Raw genomic sequence first — 14,230 nt, 5'->3', positions numbered from 1 at the left:
GATCTGCGCCTTTCAGTAGGTACGACAAAGGCCCCGGTCCTCCTCACGCGGCGCGGATACGTGAAGAGGGCTCGGGGCCTTTGATGGAGTGAGTTGAGGCGTTAGCGGCGCCTGGCGGTGCGTCGGACGCGCTTGGAACCGCGTGACACGGGTGAGGATCTGGGGATCCGCGGGGCGAACATGAACGCGGCGGTGTCGAGGAGCGTGATCGTCGCCTCGGCGAGGTCGGCGGCGTCGGCGCGGGTCGTGACGCCGACCTCGCCGAGCTCGTCCGCGGTGAGCATGCGCTGGGCCCATGCGAGTGGGTCGTTTGCTGACTCCGCGAGCGCGATGTGCATTCGTGAGCTTGAGAGGCGGAGGATGCGCCCGCGGAACGGGACAGAGAAGGTGTCGCGATCGATCATGCGTCGGGATCCGTTCGGTGTGAGGTGGGCTTGAGATGGCGATCGAGCGCGAGGCCGAGGCTTGTAGCTATGGCATCGAGCTCGGTGGTTGCTGCCTCGAACCGGCGGAGGGCGTCGATCGTCGCGGCACGGAGGACGAGACGAGACCCGGAGGTCGCGGTCTCGCCAGTAGGGTCCTCGACCATAAGCGGCGTGGTGAGGCGGGCGCCGGGGGCGCGCTCCCACTGGGCCGCCCTAGCCACCTTGAGGACGTCGACGAGGCGGAGTACGGCGTCGGCGTGAGCGGTTGCCGCGTCGCGGAGGGCGTGGTCAGCGGCGAGCATGGCGGCCCTGCACTGATGCGGCGGAGTCAGTAGTCGCAGTCGCTCCGGTTTCGGCGTCGGTCACATTCACCGGCACCCCGCGGGCGTCTGACGGAAGGCCTCCGTAACGGATCACAGTGCCGGTCCCGCGTAGTGCTGGGTACCGACGTCGGGCTCGATGACGTAGCCGACTTCGCGGCCACGCTGGTCGTGGGCAACGTGGAGCGTGGTGGCGGGAATGGTGATGGACTGGCCAGGAGGCACCTCGACAGGCGTGGGGCGGCGGTACTTGTGATTGGGGATGAAGGTCATGCGGGTCCTGACTGTCGGGGGCGGCGGATAGCATCGCCCTGTGAATGGATGGGATTGGCCGGGCGTTGTTGCTCTGGCGGTATCGGTGCTCGCGCTGGGGATCAGTTGGATGGCGTATCGCCAGCGGGTCCGGTATCACGCCCAGCCGAAGCTCGTGCCGTCATGGGAGCGTGCCGAGTTGACCCACTATGAGGTCCCGATTCGACAACTTGCGCTGACCAACTACGGCGATGCAGTCGCGCGCGACGTCGTTTCCCTCGTGCCGTCGAGCGCCAGGGGACGTGATCCCTGGGAGAAGAAGGCCGAGATAGCGCCGGGCGAGACATGGTGGGTCATGGTGCCGCTCGTCGCCGGAGTCCAATGGGGTGAAGGCGGGATGGATCGTTTCTTCAACGTCACGTCGGGCGACGGAAAGCGGGTTCGCCCCGAGGTTGTCGTGGAATGGAGGCAAGCCCCATTTCGGGGGCCCAAGCGACGCGAGGTATTCCGCGGGCCCCGAGACTAGAGCCGCGCCGGAGGGCGTCCCGTCGGCTTAGGGGAGACTTTTCACGTCGACACGCCGCGTTAGATTCACTTATTGCGACCCGGAATCGGGGCCTACAAGCGCGTCGAAAGCCCGAGAATCTGCGGAAACGCAGGGATTCGCGGGTCGAAAACGGTAGAAGGAATTCGCTGAAAACGGAGACGTATGCGCATCGACCGCGAGAATCTATGCCGCCCCGGGCTTCCAGATGAGGGGGCCGAGTTGAAGCCGAGTCACGCTCGTCGGAGCGCCGGATGCGGTTCGGGTTCGCGGGCCTGGCGGGGGCGGCGTAGCTGTGCTGCGGCTGACCATGCTGACCATGCGTGCGGGGACTGGCCGGGATGACGTCGAAGAAGAGCAACTCCGCGAGGCATCGATAGGCTCGACACATGGCATCGCACCGTGATGACGAGCTCGAAAGGCCTGACGCCTTCTCGTTGAAGGACTGCCCGCACTGTGGAAGACATGCACATCAGGTTCTGACAACACCGCGCATCATCATTGAGGACTCGGACACTGAAGAGTCCGAGGTCTACTTGATTGACGATCAAGCCGGAGCGTTCGAGCCGAGCGGCGCGAAAGTCGTCCCTGCCGATTGGCGATACAACGCCGAAGTTCAAAAGATGTGGAAGCCCTACGTTCCGGGCGCTCGCTGGCAGGCTACTCTTTGTGCGGCCTGCAAAAGCCTGTCATTGTGGCGCGAAGGCGTGCTGATTTTCCCGGCAACGATTGCAGGAGGCCCATCTCCGCACCCTGACATGCCAGAGGCCACGGTTGCGCTCTATCGTGAGGCCGCTGCTGTCCTTGCAGGATCGAAGCGTGCCGCCGCGGCCTTGGCGAGGGCGGCAGTGGAGTCGCTCTTGCTTGAGACTGATACCTCCGGCCAGCACCGCGACCTCAATACCCGGGTAGGTGAGCTCCGGGGGACAATCAACGACGACCTGTGGAAGGTGCTCACGGCGCTGAGAGTGGTCGGCAATGATGCCCTACATGGCGGCGACGGCGAACTCATCGCTGTCTACCTTCAGGATAGCGAGGGCGAGCTCGCGGAGACGTTCCTGGGCGCAATTAATGCGCTTGTCGAGGAGCTCATCACTCGCCCCCGCCGAGCTAGCACGCTGTACGATATGCTTCCGGCTGCCAAACGGGAGGCTGCCGAGCGCGCGGCAACTCAGGCTGAGAGTCGGCGCACCTCGGCGGGCGAGGCATCCGCTTGAGCGGACTGCCCTCATTCGTCTAAGCGGTCGCGGCGCGAGCTTAGGTGAGTTTCTGGGCGGATAGATGGCCGGAAAGTACGTGCAGTGTTGCGCGTGGTTAGCAATGTCAGAGGGCGCGGCTGGTCGGTAGGCTTGATGTATGGTCGAGGTCGACGTTGTCGTGGATCAACGCGAGATGGCTGGGCTGCCGGGCGGCGTTCGCGCGTGCCGCCTGGTCGGGGAACGCAGTGAGCGGTTCCTTGTAGCTCTCAGCCGTGCGCTTGATGAGGAAGTCGATGGATGTTCGGTGGAGATCCGTTCAGAAGGCACATCTGATCGGGTGCTTATTCCTGTCGATCCTCAGAGCTCTGTGCAAGACGTTGAGGCATTCACAGACGGAAACCCGCTGTTGCTCTCGATGGTTGGTCGCGGCGGCCCGTCCCTTCCCACGCTGCTCGACTACGTCAACGTGGGGCTTACTGTTGCGGGTGTCGCGGATCTGTTGAGACGTGGGCATGGCGCGGTGGAAGCGGTGCTCTGGCGGCGTCAGCGTTCGGCGGCTAGGCGCTGGATCGTCGCGGGGACGGACTCAGCGCCCAGTATGGATCTTGTGCAGTGCGTGCGTGCAGAACCCTGGTGGAATCTTGACGAGCTAGCGCGGAATTTCGGGATTGATCGTGAGCAGGCCGCGACGCTTCTACGAAAGCTTGACTATGTACCGAGGACTCCAGAAGGCCAGTATTGGACCGAGCAAGCGCCGGAGTAGTTCAGGGCGAGGCCCGCCGCCTTGACTCGACACGCGCAAGGATACGGCGGAGAAGGCGGCGGGCTGGGCGTTCACGGAGCCGACGGGTGTCTAGAAACCGACGAGATTCCGGATGATGCCTGCGGCACAGGCGACTGTGGTCCATGGCAGGAAGGCCGCGAGAGCGGTCACGAGAAGTGTGCCGCTAAGGAAGCGCCCTACAGCTACCGCGTGATGCTCGCGGGGACCCGCGATGACGCGGCGGAGTTCACGGTCAAGACGGGCCGCGGACACTGGCGCGGCGCTCATCGTCGGAGCTTGGCGACGACAGCCGATGCGAGCTTGTGATCGTCAAAGGATGCCGCTACCTCACGGCGCCGGATCCGTTCGCGCATGATGGCGAGCGCTACGCTCGGGTTCATGCGCTGTGCGAGGCGGTCATACTCCGAGCGCTGGTCCTGGGGGACGGCGTCGCGGGGGTCGCCGACGACATAGCCTGGGTGAGCCTCGGTGATGATGTCAGCGATGGGGCGAGTCATCGGAGCGGCACCCGGTGAGCGGCCAGCGCATTACGGTAGAGGTTTGCCTTGAGAGCGACGGGGACTTCCGAGTTTTCCCGGATGGCCTGGCAAGCGCGGAGGGCACCGATCTTGTGTGTGCCTGGGGCAACCCATTCGTGTAGCGCCGTATTCACGATGCTCCAGGCATCAGCCTCTTCGTCATTGAGCCCGGCCTCTACATAGCCGTCGATGTTGAGGAGGTCATGCTGGATGCCAAGCCATCCGGTATCGGTGACGATGACGCGTCCGACGGCGAGGGCGAACTTGTCCCTTTCGATGAGGGCGTCCCTGAGCGCGTCGAGGTGCGACTTGGCCCGGCGCGATGCCTCCGCGTAGAGCGGTTCGACCTTTGCGACGAAGTCTCCCCCGTCCATCGCTCCGGGCTCATCATGGGTGCCGTAGAGGAACTCGAATCGGGCCTTTCGTGCGTGGGAGGCCGCATCCATGGCGGGTCGAACGGCCGCGCGGGCTGGGCGGGCAGCGTCGGAGGCCTTATTCCAGTCGTCGTTCTTGACGTCTGCGCGGGGGCCCTTCTCCGGGTCGCCCCTCTCGGAGATAGCGCGGAGCTTGTGCTCGAGAGTGGCGGCAGTGGACTGCACGTCACTGGCCGCCGCGTCGGCGGCCTTGACGGCGTCGTCGAGTTCGCGAGCGCCGGGGATGGCGTCAAGAATCCACTCGGCGATGGGTTCGTTGTAGTCGGAGTCGGTGGGGTGGACGGGGCGGAAGGCCATGGGTGTTCTCCTTGGGAGGGTGAGGGTGAGGTTGACGCGGCCGGGGCACCGCTCAGAGAGCCGTGAGCGCCGCTTGGACCGCGCCTTAACCATGCGCGGAGACGAGCTCGCGGAGGCGATGGGTCTGCCCCAGCGTCAGCGCTTGAGGAGCTCGGTTGCTCGCCGGGCGACGTCTTCAAGTGCGGCAACATCGCCGGAAGCGAGTGCGGCGTCGGCAGCGTCGGTGAGGCGGGCCCGTTGTGCGGCTAGCCGATATCGGAAGTTGCGGGCGCGGCAAGCGTCGGAGCAAAAACGCCCGGGCTTGGCGAGGGTGGCGGGACGGGCGCATTCCGCGCACTGGATCAGGAAGGCCATGTCGTCCTCTCATGTGTTATCGATGCCGGTTGGAACGGCAAGAGGGCAAGGAAAAGCCCCCGTGCCGGGCCGCTGTATGTATGAGCGCGCCCGGTCGCCGGGGGATATAGCCATTTCTTGGGGTCACTGGAAGATACCGCCTGGGTGCCCGCGTTTACACGGTGGGCGGGGTGACCTCCGGGACCGTCGCCAGGAACTGTCGGATCTCGGCGTCGCCGAACGGTGCGGGGCCAAGGGCGGCAGAGACTTCGGCGGCCCGGGCGCTGAGGGCGGACGCTGTCTCGCGAATGTCGAGGCCGGAGACCCGGGCACCATAGAAGCCGCCAGCGATCCAGATTCGGGAGAAGTGGTCCGTGGCCGGGAGCATGGGCTCGTCGTAGAGAACACTGATACGAGGCGTATCGGTCGCTCATGTCTCACAGGCGACAGCGGGCGATGCTCAGTCGTGGGCTCGACCTCCTCGACGAGCGTGTCAAGGAGGGCGAGGAGGGTCAGACGCGGCGACGGGGTCTCTGATTCGTGGTGGGGACGGGGAGAGAGTGTCGAAGTGACGGTTTACTTCGACATTTCTTATTCCCGCTTAAAGAGGTAGTCGTCTTAAGAGAGGAATAGAGAATGTCGGTTTGAACCGTCACTTCGACACTCAGGGCCCCCGGCCTCCCAGGCGTCCACTCCGGCGCGGTTAGTCGCGGTCGAAGTGCTCGATGCTGGGCACCCACTCGATGTGGATACGCCCGGTGTCGACCGTGCGCCCTCGGGTTCTCGCCCTGTCGATTGAGACGTGGTCAATCCACGCGGCGAGGAGGGAGCGTCGCGCTTCGAGGTCAGCGGAGGCCTCCCACGCCTCGCCGACAGTGCGCCCAGTTGGCCGGAGCTCGATCATGACTTCGCCAGGGAGTCCCTCCAAGCGCTCCTCCTGAGCTTGTAGCTCGTCGAGCGAGGATAGGACGCTGGTGCGGTCGGCGCCGCGGTCGGTAAGCCGCGCCGTCGTCTCCTTGATAAGCGCCCGCACCTCGGCGAGCCTGGCGGCGGTGTCGCTTGACGCGGACTCTATGCGTCTGACCTCAGGGGTGGCGTTTGCGTAGGAGAGGAACCTGTCAGTGACGAACCGCTCCAGGAGTTCGGCCTTGATCCGCGGATGCCCAAGGGGGCAGGTCTCACCGCGAGCCGAGGCGGAACAGCCGAAGTAGAGGCTGCCGCTCTCTCGCGGGTACATCCGGCCACGGCATCCAGCGCAATACACGAGGCCGCTGAGCAGGTGTGACGCGCGGCGCTTGCGCTGATGTCCTCGTCGGACATCTGTGAATCGTGCGGCGATGCGCTGATGAGTGGCGAGGTCGATGATCGGCTCGAAGGCGGTGGATATCACCTCGGGAACTCCCCGTCGTCGAACTGTGCGCTTGGTGCCGTCGGCGTCTACGACGACCTCGGGGGCGGTTCCCAGTCGCACAATGCGGCCGATGAGGTGCTGAGAGAGCCAGAGGTCTCGCACACGTGCTTGGTCCCATGTGCCGCGGGGGAGAATCTCGCCCGTTGCGGCGTCGACCGGCTCACCCTCTGAGTTGAGGACCGCGGTGACGACGGCCGGAGTGCGGGCCCCGTCGCGGCTGACTTTGACTTGGGCCGCGTCGCTATCGTCCGCGAGGCGAATGGCCGCGAGCCGGTACGGGCTTCGAGAGCGGGGGAACTTTCTCATGGTGAGGTCGGACGCGATCTTGACGAGGGACTCGTCGGCGATGATGCGGTCGGCGATTTCGCGGATGATCGCCGCCTCGTCGGGGTGCACAACGAGGGTACGGCCGCTCGGCCCGTCGGCGGCGCGGTAACCGTATGGGGGCACACCACCCCCAAACCGACCAGCGGAGGCGAGGCGCGCGCGTGACTTCTGAACACGAGAGCGGGTGCGGTCGCGTTCCTTCTTCGCGAGGTCAGCGGCGAAGGACAGACGCAAGTCAAAGTTCTCGTCGCTCCCGTCGTCGTCGATGCCTTCGCGTATGGCCACGAATCGGGCGGGCCTGCCATGCTCGCGGCGCTCGCGAAGAGTGCGGACTATTGGAGCGGTGTCCTCCAAACCCATTCGACTCCAGCGGTCGTAGGCGTAGACGGCAAGGACATCGGCGTCACCGTTGGCGAGCATGCTGAGCGCTCGGCGGGCGTTCTCGCGCTGGCGGCCTCCGCTGACACCTTCGTCTGCGAACGACTCGACGATGTCCCAGCCCTCGGCGAATGCGAGGGCGCTGAGGTCGTCGGCTTGCCCGGCCATCGACGTCGAGGAATCGCGGGCAACGGAGATGCGCGTGTAGAGGACGGCTTTAAGCGGCATGACGTGAGTGTACGGCAACTTAGGTGTGGTTTGCCGTGTTACGTTGTGTTCGGCAACCCCGACCCCTGGAGCACCGACGTGATCTGAGGGCCGCCCGTCGGTTCGGGGGCGTTCCTCCGCGAGACTGCACCTGCGTTCCGAGACTGCGCGAAAATCACGCTGTTTCGGAACGCAGTTGCAGTCTCGCGGGAACAGTCTGGGTGCCCCGTGACGTTTTTCTCGACTCGGGCGAAGGCGACGATGCTCTAGCTTTGACGGATGCGTGTGTCTCTGGCTGGGCTCCTGATCGCGCTCGCCGTACTGATGACGGGGTGCTCTACGACACCCTTCGGGCAGGATCCCGCCGCCCGTATCGCGGGCACCGTCGCCGCGCTCAAGGATGCTGTGGGCGATTCCGTCGATGATGGGACGGCTCAGCTCCTCGACGAGAACGGAGTCTTCGAGCAGCTTGCGCTCGACCTGGTGTCACTGTGCGACGGAGAAGAGGCCGCAGGGATGGGGTTGATCTTCTTCGCGAACTACGGGATGGATGATGCCATCCTTGCGGGATGGGAAGCCGCCTGCCCGGGAAAGGACTTCCCCGGGTGAACGGCTCAGCACCGACTCCGTGCGAAACCCGTCAAGGAGACGGCGACGGGGCTCCGCTATCTGCGGCACATGATGTAAAGAATTCTTGACACTGCGATGGGCGGCGGCGTAGCCTCTGTGTAAAGAATTTTTTACATCGGAGGCTCGCATGGTCTATCACGAACGCACCGCCTGGGCGGGACTCCTCTCCTCGGTGCTCGCCGTCGGAGCGTACGTCGTGCTGCTGTTCGCAGCGGCGGGAGGCGGTCCGCTCACGGAGGTCGACTGGCTGCCGCTCATGCTCTGGACGATCGGCGGGGGGATCGTCCTCAGCATCGTCATCGCGATCGTCTGGGGCGCCGTCGTCGGCGTGCGCGATCGCGATGCGGCCACCGCATCCGACATCCGCGACCGGGACATCAGTCGCATGGGGGCGCGCGTCGAGCACGCGTTCCTCGTGATCGCGGGGCTTGTCGTGATCCTTCTCTGCGCGGTGCGCGCCGACCTCTTCTGGATCGCGAACACGATGTTCGCCGGCTTCGCGGTCTCCGCCTTCATCGGCGGCATCGCCCGGGTGATCGCCTACCGGCGGGGGCTCGTCTGATGGTCAAGCCGACGCTCGTGACCAACACGATCCGCGCGCACCGGGACGGGGCGGGCCTCACGCAGGCCGAGCTCGCGAAGCGGATCGGCGTCACGCGGCAGACGCTCAACGCGATCGAGCAGGGCAAGTACTCGCCCACGCTCGAGCTCGCCTTCCAGACCGCGCGGGTGTTCGGGGTCCCCCTCGACGATCTCTTCCAGTACCCCGACGACGCAGAGAGCAGGGGATGACATGGGCACCGACGAGAACTCGACCACCGACGGGAACGGGGACATCGGGGTGCCGGCGGAGGGCGCGTCGATGTCGGCCTGGGTGCGGCGAGAGTATGGACCTGCCGCCGGCACGCGACGGGAGCGGATCCCGGTGCCGAGCCCTGGCCGGGGCGAGGTGCTGCTGCGTCTGAGGTTCACGGCGCTGAACGCCGGGGACGTGCGGATCATGCTCGGCGATCCCCTGCTCGTGCGGCCGGTCTTCGGGATCTTCCGGCCGCGGAACCCCGTGCGGGGCATGGATGTTGCGGGGGAGGTCGTCGCGCTCGGGGAGGGCGTGGCGGAGGGGGCTCGGGTGCGGATCGGGGACGAGGTCGTGGCCGAGCTGCCGGGCGGCGGCGGCCTCGCGCCCTACGCGACCGTGGCCGCCGATCGGGTGACATTGCGGCCCGCCGGCCTCGCTCCGGAGATCGCCGCCTGCCTGCCGATCGCGGCGGGCACGGCGTGGCAGGCGTGGGCGCTGGCCGGGCTCGGAGGCGGGGCTGGAGCGGAAGGTGGGGCCGGGGGCGTGACGGGGGTTGGGTCTGCCGACGGGGAGGGGAGCGGGGTTGGGGCTGGAGCTGGAGCTGGGACTGGGGGCGGGGTTTCTGACGGGGGCGAGGGTGTGCCTGCAAGCGGGACGGGAGTGGGGTCTGGATCTGGGGTCGCCGGCGGGGTTGGAGCCGGGCCTGTTGGCGGGGCGAGGGTTGGATCCGGGGCGCGGTCGTCCGCTCGGTCGGGGAGTGATTCCGGCTCGGCGGCGTCCGGTCAAGAGAGGGCGCCTCGCGTCCTCGTGCTCGGGGCGTCGGGCGGGGTCGGCGTCTTCGCCGTGCAGCTCGCGGCGCTTCGGGGAGCGGAGGTGTGGGCGACCTGCGGAGAGCGCAATCGCGCCCTCGTCGAGCGGATCGGCGCGGTGCGCACCGTCGATCATCGGGTGACCCCGCTGTCGGAGCTTCCCGAGGCGTGGTTCGATGCTGTGGTCGACGTCGCCGGGGGCGTCCCGGTGCGGAGCCTGCAGCGGCTCGCGCGGGACGGCGGAACGGTAGTGCTGGTGACGGGCGACGGTGGTCCGGTCCTCGGCCCGATACCCCGGATGATCCGGGCCGCGGCCCTCTCGATCGGCTCGCGCCGCAAGGTCCGTCCGCTGGCGGCGGCGGTGCGCCCGCCGATCGTCGAGGAGCTGGTCGCGCTGGCGGATGCCGGACGGATCGATCCGGTCATCGAGCGCGTCTGGGACTTCGCCGATGCCCCCGAGGCGCTGGCGCATCTGGAAGAGGGGCATGCCGTGGGAAAGACGGTGGTCCGCATCGGCGGGTGAGGCCTCGGCCGGCAGCTCGGGGAGGTTCGGGGTGTTCGGGGTGTTCGGGCCGTATGGGGGTGCGGGCTGCTCGGGACGCGGGATCTTGTGCTGTCTGGGGGAGTTCGGCTGCTCGGGAACCGTTCCGTCGGCCCGATCAAACAATGTCGGCCTCCTCGCTGCAATCGGTCCGACATTTTTCGATCGGCCCGACGCAGCTCCCTGAGTTATGCCCCGCCGTGGCAGAACTTGCTGGTTGGACCGGTGCGACCGCATTTTCTACCCCGCCGTGGCAGAAGTTGCGGGTTGGGGACACCTCCAACCCGCAACAAGTGCCACGGCGGGGTAGAAAATGCGGGTTGGTCCTGCGCCCCCAGCCCCAAGCCCGGCCCTCAAGAGCCCCTAACCCAAAGAACCCCCCAACCCCAACCCCAAGAACCCCCAACCCCAGGTCCCAGCCCAACCTCAAGACCCCCAAACCCCGGCGGAACGCCCGGGGAACGTCGGATCTGGCGGCATTCAGCATCCTGGTGCGAGAATGGACGCTGGCGTGCCCGTGTCGCATCTTCCTCGTACTCCCCGATGAGCTTCCTCGCCGAGTGCCGGGTCGAAGGACCGCCGGGCCCCTGGACAGCGTCCGCCGCATCCCTTTCAGAGGAGCACTCATGTCGACGCCCGAGACTGCGACCGCTGGGGCAACCCAGACCGTGCCCGCCGCCCAGACCGCACCCGCGACCCGCACCCAGCACCACCGCCGGTACCTCATGTGCCGCCCGGAGCACTTCACGGTCAGCTACACGATCAACCCCTGGATGGAGCCGGCGAAGCCCACCGACACCGCCAAGGCCGTCGCGCAGTGGCAGAAGCTGCACGACCTGTACCTGGAGCTGGGCCACGAGGTCGAGCTCATCGACCCCCTCGCCGGATATCCCGACATGGTCTACACGGCCAACGGCGGCTTCGTGATCGGCGGACGCGCCTATGTGCCGAAGTTCCGCTTCGAGGAGCGCGCCGGCGAGGCGCCCGCGTTCTCGGACTGGTTCCGCGCGAACGGATTCGACACCGTCGAGCCCGAAGAGGTCAACGAGGGCGAGGGCGACTTCCTGCTCGTCGGCGACGTGATCCTCGCCGGGACCGGATTCCGCTCCACCGGCGACAGCCACCGCGAGGTGGGCGAGGTCTTCGGCCGCGAGGTCGTCTCCCTCAACCTCATCGACCCCCGCTTCTACCACCTGGACACCGCGCTCACGGTGCTGGACCCGGTGCAGGGCGTGGAGAACGGCGGGCCGGAGCGCGCCAACGTCGCCTACCTCCCGCACGCCTTCGACGACGCCAGCCGCGCGATCCTGGAGGAGCGCTTCCCCGACGCCATCCTCGTGGCTGATGAGGACGGCGCCGTGTTCGGGCTCAACTCGGCCAGCGACGGGCGCAACGTGATCATCTCGCCGCGCGCGACCGGCTTCGAGAAGCAGCTGCGCGAGCGCGGTTACAACCCGGTCATGGTCGACCTCTCCGAGCTCCTCCTCGGCGGCGGCGGCATCAAGTGCTGCACGCTGGAACTGCGCAGCGCATGATGACCCTCTCGCACGTGTCCGCGGCCGACGCGGAGGTGAGTGCCGAGCCGCACGTGGCGGAGAACTACCGCCCGCTGCCGGTGACGATCGCCCGCGGCGAGGGGGCGTGGGTGACGGACGTCGAGGGCAAGCGCTACCTCGACCTGCTCGCCGCTTACTCCGCGGTGAACTTCGGCCACCGTCATCCCGCCCTGATCGCGGCGGTGCAGGAGCAGCTGGAACGCGTGACGCTCATCAGCCGCGCCTTCCGCAGCGATCGGCTGGAGCCGTTCGCCGCGGCGCTCGCGAAGCTGTGCGGCAAGGAGCTCGTGCTGCCGATGAACACCGGCGCCGAGGCGGTCGAGACCGGCATCAAGGTCGCGCGCGCCTGGGGGTACCGCGTCAAGGGGATTCCCGTGGGCGCGGCGCGGATCGTCGTGGCCGCAGGCAACTTCCACGGCCGCACGACGACGATCGTCGGGTTCAGCGACGACCCGGTGGCCCGCGACGGCTTCGGACCGTTCACCCCCGGATTCGATGTCGTCCCGTACGGGGACGCCGAGGCGATCGCCGCCGCGATCACCGACGAGACCGCTGCCGTGCTCGTCGAGCCGATCCAGGGCGAGGGCGGGGTCATCATCCCGCCCGAGGGATACCTGCGCCGCATCCGCGAGGTGTGCACCGAGCGGAACGTCCTCTTCATCGCCGACGAGATCCAGTCGGGTCTCGGCCGGGTGGGCGAGACGTTCGCGTGCGACCGTGAGGGCGTCGTCCCGGATCTGTACCTGCTGGGTAAGGCGCTCGGCGGCGGGATCCTCGCGGTCTCGGCCGTGGTCGGGGATCGCGACGTCCTCGGGGTGATCCGTCCGGGCGAGCACGGATCCACCTTCGGCGGCAACCCGCTGGCCGCGGCCGTGGGGCTGCGCGTGGTGGAGATGCTGGAGACCGGCGAGTTCCAGGAGCGGTCCAGAGCGCTCGGCGAGCACCTGCGAGCCGGTCTCGAAGAGCTCATCGGGCACGGGGTGACCGGGATCCGCGTGGCCGGCCTCTGGGCGGGCGTCGACATCGACCCGGCGCACGGCACCGGGCGCGACATCGCGGAGCGGCTCATGGAGCGCGGCGTGCTCGTGAAGGACACGCACGGCCAGACCATCCGCATCGCTCCGCCGATCGTGATCCGCCCGACCGAGATCGACTGGGCGCTGGAGCAGCTGCGCGTCGTCCTCGCCGGCTGACGGCGGCGCCCCGGCCTGTCGCCCGGGCCTGTCGCCCGGGCCGGACAGTTGGCGGGAGTTTCCCCGGTTGGCGGATGGTTCGGGCCTTTTGGTCCCGCCATTCGGGGGATGTCCGGCCATTTGGGGCGCCGCGATCCGGGAACGTGGCGTGTGCCGAGGTCGGTCTGGGCCGTTCCGGCTGGGTTGCGCGGGACGGTTGGCGGGAGTTTCCCCGGGTGGCGGATGGTTCGGGCCTTTTGGTCCCGCCATCCGGGGGATGTCCGGCCATCCGGGGGTCGGGGCGTGCGCTGGCGATAGTCCGGGTTGGACGGTTGGCGGGAGATTCCCCGGATGGCGGACGGATATGAGCCCCTGATCCCGTCATCCGAGGGTTCTCCGGTCATCTGGGGCCGCCGCCATCCGGGAACGCGGCGTGTGCCGAGGTCGGTCCGGGCCGTTCCGGCTGGGTTGCGCGGGACGGTTGGCGGGAGTTCCCCCGGATGGCGGATGGATATGAGCCCGTGATCCCGCCATGCGGGGGAACTCCCGCCAGCCGGGCCGGTCGCGCCGACTGATCAGTCCAGCCAACCGACCAGTCCACCCAACCGACCAACTGGGCCAGTCCACTCAACCGACCATCCCCGCCAACCGGCCAGCCCGGCCAGTCCCGCCGACCGGCCATCCGGGCCCAACAGGCCAGTCCCGCCAGCAGGCAGGGCACAGCTCAGGCCGACGGGGCGGCGCGCTGCGCCTCCCACTCGTCGATGAGCTGGGGCATCCGTGCCGCCATGAACCGGAAGAACGCCGCCATCTCGTCGGCACGGTCGCGGGCGGCGTGGTCGTCGGCGTGCGCGAGGCCGATCGCCTCGATGTGCGCGGCGAGACGCTCGTAGATGGGGCCGTTGTTCGTCATCAAGCCGTACCAGGTGTCGGCGACGATGACGTAGCGGTCCCGCCGCTCCTCAGGGCGGGACATCCGCCGCACCACCTGGATCGTCTGCAGGTATCGCACGGCACCCGACACGGCGGCGGCGCTCACGCCCAGCCGCTCGGCCAGGTCCGCGGCCGTGTATCCCTCGGCGGGGGCCGCGATCAGGGCCATCATCACCCGACCGGGCATTCGCGGGAAGCCGACGCCGGCGATCATCGCGGCGGCCTCCTCGGCCGCGTCGATCCCGAGGTGCGCGTCTTCGGCGGGCCCGGTCCCGGGGCGCGCATCCTCGACCGGCTCGACGGATCTGTTCACGGCCTTCCTCTTCCCCTGCGGTCGTGCGGTCATGATCCCTCCATCCTGCCG

The 14,230-nt window shown here is 67.7% G+C and carries 18 protein-coding genes; 9 read left to right on the top strand and 9 right to left on the bottom strand.

Annotated elements, in window-relative coordinates; translation table 11 throughout:
* Positions 1 to 101 precede the first annotated feature (101 nt).
* From J2Y69_RS06940 to J2Y69_RS06930, 3 genes are all read right to left on the bottom strand, one after another.
* A complete protein-coding gene (locus J2Y69_RS06940) occupies positions 102 to 284 on the bottom strand; it encodes a hypothetical protein (RefSeq protein ID WP_310018935.1) in 183 nt (60 codons plus the stop codon).
* Positions 285 to 400: 116 nt separating this feature from the next.
* Complete coding sequence (locus J2Y69_RS06935; protein ID WP_310018933.1) at positions 401 to 727, bottom strand: DUF7169 domain-containing protein; 327 nt, start codon at positions 725 to 727, stop codon at positions 401 to 403.
* A gap of 111 nt (positions 728 to 838) precedes the next feature.
* The gene (locus tag J2Y69_RS06930) at positions 839 to 1,018 is read right to left on the bottom strand and encodes a hypothetical protein (protein ID WP_310018931.1); all 180 of its coding nucleotides are present in this window, start codon (positions 1,016 to 1,018) and stop codon (positions 839 to 841) included.
* 40 nt (positions 1,019 to 1,058) lie between these two features.
* On the opposite strand from J2Y69_RS06930, the gene J2Y69_RS06925 reads away from it, so the two are divergent.
* The 3 genes from J2Y69_RS06925 to J2Y69_RS06915 all read left to right on the top strand — a co-directional run bounded on the left by J2Y69_RS06925 (position 1,059) and on the right by J2Y69_RS06915 (position 3,503).
* Positions 1,059 to 1,523: a hypothetical protein gene (locus J2Y69_RS06925; RefSeq protein WP_310018929.1), complete on the top strand. Its 465-nt coding sequence runs from the start codon at positions 1,059 to 1,061 to the stop codon at positions 1,521 to 1,523.
* A 407-nt stretch (positions 1,524 to 1,930) separates the two neighbouring features.
* Complete coding sequence (locus J2Y69_RS06920) at positions 1,931 to 2,758, top strand: DUF4145 domain-containing protein (RefSeq protein ID WP_310018927.1); 828 nt, start codon at positions 1,931 to 1,933, stop codon at positions 2,756 to 2,758.
* A gap of 139 nt (positions 2,759 to 2,897) precedes the next feature.
* Positions 2,898 to 3,503, top strand: a complete 606-nt coding sequence (locus tag J2Y69_RS06915) for a hypothetical protein (RefSeq protein ID WP_310018925.1) — start codon at positions 2,898 to 2,900, stop codon at positions 3,501 to 3,503.
* A gap of 284 nt (positions 3,504 to 3,787) precedes the next feature.
* On the opposite strand, the gene J2Y69_RS06910 is transcribed toward J2Y69_RS06915, so the two are convergent.
* The 5 genes from J2Y69_RS06910 to J2Y69_RS06890 form a co-directional block, all read right to left on the bottom strand.
* Complete coding sequence (locus J2Y69_RS06910) at positions 3,788 to 4,021, bottom strand: hypothetical protein (protein ID WP_310018924.1); 234 nt, start codon at positions 4,019 to 4,021, stop codon at positions 3,788 to 3,790.
* Entirely contained in the window at positions 4,018 to 4,773 is a 756-nt protein-coding gene (locus J2Y69_RS06905) for a hypothetical protein (protein ID WP_310018922.1), read from the bottom strand. Before J2Y69_RS06905 ends, J2Y69_RS06910 begins: the two co-directional genes overlap by 4 nt.
* A 135-nt stretch (positions 4,774 to 4,908) precedes the next feature.
* Positions 4,909 to 5,127 carry a hypothetical protein gene (locus J2Y69_RS06900; protein WP_310018920.1) on the bottom strand — a complete coding sequence of 73 codons (219 nt, stop codon included), beginning with the start codon at positions 5,125 to 5,127 and terminating at the stop codon, positions 4,909 to 4,911.
* A 154-nt stretch (positions 5,128 to 5,281) separates the two neighbouring features.
* Positions 5,282 to 5,494 (bottom strand): hypothetical protein, encoded by a 213-nt coding sequence (locus J2Y69_RS06895; protein ID WP_310018918.1) that lies wholly within the window; start codon positions 5,492 to 5,494, stop codon positions 5,282 to 5,284.
* Between the two features lie 315 nt (positions 5,495 to 5,809).
* Positions 5,810 to 7,450, bottom strand: coding sequence for a recombinase family protein (locus tag J2Y69_RS06890; RefSeq protein ID WP_310018916.1), 1,641 nt, complete (start codon positions 7,448 to 7,450; stop codon positions 5,810 to 5,812).
* A 258-nt stretch (positions 7,451 to 7,708) separates the two neighbouring features.
* Between J2Y69_RS06890 and J2Y69_RS06885 the strand changes: the two genes are divergently transcribed.
* The 6 genes from J2Y69_RS06885 to rocD all read left to right on the top strand — a co-directional run bounded on the left by J2Y69_RS06885 (position 7,709) and on the right by rocD (position 12,954).
* Positions 7,709 to 8,038: a hypothetical protein gene (locus J2Y69_RS06885; protein WP_310018914.1), complete on the top strand. Its 330-nt coding sequence runs from the start codon at positions 7,709 to 7,711 to the stop codon at positions 8,036 to 8,038.
* 148 nt (positions 8,039 to 8,186) lie between these two features.
* On the top strand, positions 8,187 to 8,621 hold the full coding sequence (locus J2Y69_RS06880; RefSeq protein WP_310018912.1) for a hypothetical protein: 435 nt from the start codon (positions 8,187 to 8,189) through the stop codon (positions 8,619 to 8,621).
* The gene (locus J2Y69_RS06875; RefSeq protein ID WP_310018909.1) at positions 8,621 to 8,851 is read left to right on the top strand and encodes a helix-turn-helix transcriptional regulator; all 231 of its coding nucleotides are present in this window, start codon (positions 8,621 to 8,623) and stop codon (positions 8,849 to 8,851) included. The genes J2Y69_RS06880 and J2Y69_RS06875 overlap by 1 nt, the downstream gene beginning before the upstream one ends.
* A gap of 1 nt (position 8,852) precedes the next feature.
* Positions 8,853 to 10,187, top strand: a complete 1,335-nt coding sequence (locus tag J2Y69_RS06870) for an NAD(P)-dependent alcohol dehydrogenase (protein ID WP_310018907.1) — start codon at positions 8,853 to 8,855, stop codon at positions 10,185 to 10,187.
* A gap of 644 nt (positions 10,188 to 10,831) precedes the next feature.
* The gene (ddaH, locus tag J2Y69_RS06865) at positions 10,832 to 11,740 is read left to right on the top strand and encodes a dimethylargininase (RefSeq protein ID WP_396653054.1); all 909 of its coding nucleotides are present in this window, start codon (positions 10,832 to 10,834) and stop codon (positions 11,738 to 11,740) included.
* Positions 11,737 to 12,954 carry an ornithine--oxo-acid transaminase gene (rocD, locus tag J2Y69_RS06860; protein ID WP_396653053.1) on the top strand — a complete coding sequence of 406 codons (1,218 nt, stop codon included), beginning with the start codon at positions 11,737 to 11,739 and terminating at the stop codon, positions 12,952 to 12,954. The genes ddaH and rocD overlap by 4 nt, the downstream gene beginning before the upstream one ends.
* Positions 12,955 to 13,657: 703 nt before the next feature.
* Here rocD and J2Y69_RS06855 read toward each other — a convergent pair.
* Positions 13,658 to 14,212, bottom strand: a complete 555-nt coding sequence (locus J2Y69_RS06855) for a GbsR/MarR family transcriptional regulator (RefSeq protein ID WP_310018905.1) — start codon at positions 14,210 to 14,212, stop codon at positions 13,658 to 13,660.
* Positions 14,213 to 14,230: the final 18 nt, after the last annotated feature.

Source organism: Microbacterium resistens (assembly GCF_031456305.1).
GTDB lineage: Bacteria > Actinomycetota > Actinomycetes > Actinomycetales > Microbacteriaceae > Microbacterium > Microbacterium resistens_A.
This window is presented reverse-complemented; position numbering and strand designations above follow the sequence as displayed.

Bases quoted from the DNA above. Each gene is read 5' to 3' on its own strand.
- J2Y69_RS06915 (WP_310018925.1), top strand. From the start codon at position 2,898: ATGGTCGAGGTCGACGTTGTCGTGGATCAACGCGAGATGGCTGGGCTG.
- J2Y69_RS06930 (WP_310018931.1), bottom strand. From the start codon at position 1,018: ATGACCTTCATCCCCAATCACAAGTACCGCCGCCCCACGCCTGTCGAG.
- J2Y69_RS06935 (WP_310018933.1), bottom strand. From the start codon at position 727: ATGCTCGCCGCTGACCACGCCCTCCGCGACGCGGCAACCGCTCACGCC.
- J2Y69_RS06885 (WP_310018914.1), top strand. From the start codon at position 7,709: ATGCGTGTGTCTCTGGCTGGGCTCCTGATCGCGCTCGCCGTACTGATG.
- J2Y69_RS06890 (WP_310018916.1), bottom strand. From the start codon at position 7,450: ATGCCGCTTAAAGCCGTCCTCTACACGCGCATCTCCGTTGCCCGCGAT.
- rocD (WP_396653053.1), top strand. From the start codon at position 11,737: ATGATGACCCTCTCGCACGTGTCCGCGGCCGACGCGGAGGTGAGTGCC.
- J2Y69_RS06880 (WP_310018912.1), top strand. From the start codon at position 8,187: ATGGTCTATCACGAACGCACCGCCTGGGCGGGACTCCTCTCCTCGGTG.
- J2Y69_RS06905 (WP_310018922.1), bottom strand. From the start codon at position 4,773: ATGGCCTTCCGCCCCGTCCACCCCACCGACTCCGACTACAACGAACCC.
- J2Y69_RS06870 (WP_310018907.1), top strand. From the start codon at position 8,853: ATGGGCACCGACGAGAACTCGACCACCGACGGGAACGGGGACATCGGG.
- J2Y69_RS06910 (WP_310018924.1), bottom strand. From the start codon at position 4,021: ATGACTCGCCCCATCGCTGACATCATCACCGAGGCTCACCCAGGCTAT.
- J2Y69_RS06875 (WP_310018909.1), top strand. From the start codon at position 8,621: ATGGTCAAGCCGACGCTCGTGACCAACACGATCCGCGCGCACCGGGAC.
- ddaH (WP_396653054.1), top strand. From the start codon at position 10,832: ATGTCGACGCCCGAGACTGCGACCGCTGGGGCAACCCAGACCGTGCCC.
- J2Y69_RS06940 (WP_310018935.1), bottom strand. From the start codon at position 284: ATGCTCACCGCGGACGAGCTCGGCGAGGTCGGCGTCACGACCCGCGCC.
- J2Y69_RS06895 (WP_310018918.1), bottom strand. From the start codon at position 5,494: ATGCTCCCGGCCACGGACCACTTCTCCCGAATCTGGATCGCTGGCGGC.
- J2Y69_RS06855 (WP_310018905.1), bottom strand. From the start codon at position 14,212: ATGACCGCACGACCGCAGGGGAAGAGGAAGGCCGTGAACAGATCCGTC.
- J2Y69_RS06900 (WP_310018920.1), bottom strand. From the start codon at position 5,127: ATGGCCTTCCTGATCCAGTGCGCGGAATGCGCCCGTCCCGCCACCCTC.
- J2Y69_RS06920 (WP_310018927.1), top strand. From the start codon at position 1,931: ATGGCATCGCACCGTGATGACGAGCTCGAAAGGCCTGACGCCTTCTCG.